At 67.2% G+C, this 470-nt stretch carries 1 protein-coding gene; it reads right to left on the bottom strand.

All coding sequences use genetic code 11. The features are described from left to right. The coding region (locus CCN42_RS45265; RefSeq protein ID WP_422641252.1) for a metal-dependent hydrolase at positions 1-373 on the bottom strand (373 nt) is incomplete at its 3' end. Positions 374-470 lie beyond the last annotated feature (97 nt).

The raw sequence follows: 470 nt of genomic DNA, 5'->3' as shown, positions 1-470 counted from the left end.
CGCCGAGCAGCTTCTCGAAGAGCCAGTCGACCTGCGCGGTGTACGGCGTCGGGTCGAGCCCCTGCTCGCGCAGATGCGGCAGCACCTCGTCGTGGGCCTGGGAGTGCATGGCCTCCTGGCCGATGAATCCGATGACGTCCGCGCGCAGCCGCTCGTCGCGTATGTACGGCAGCACCTGCTTGTAGACGTGCACGAACCAGCGTTCACCGGCCGGCAGCAGCAGATGCAGCACATTGATCGTGTGCGTGGTGAACGGGTCGCCCGGCACCCAGTGCAGCGGAGTGTCCTCCCAGGAGAAGGACACCTTGCGCGCCTTGAGCGGGATGTGCTCGGACTCGACGGGGCGGGGCACCCGGGCCTGCTTGTTAGACATGGTGTCAATGTACTGACGGGTAAGCCGAGGGTGAAGCCCTCTGCGCCGGCTTGTTGACGCGGGTGTCAGTCAGGCACGGGCCGCGGCGCCGCCTACC

It is taken from the genome of Streptomyces glaucescens, from assembly GCF_002154375.1.
Classification (GTDB): Bacteria; Actinomycetota; Actinomycetes; order Streptomycetales; family Streptomycetaceae; genus Streptomyces; species Streptomyces glaucescens.
The sequence above is the reverse complement of the archived record's forward strand: the minus strand, read 5'-3'. Positions and strand labels throughout refer to the sequence as shown.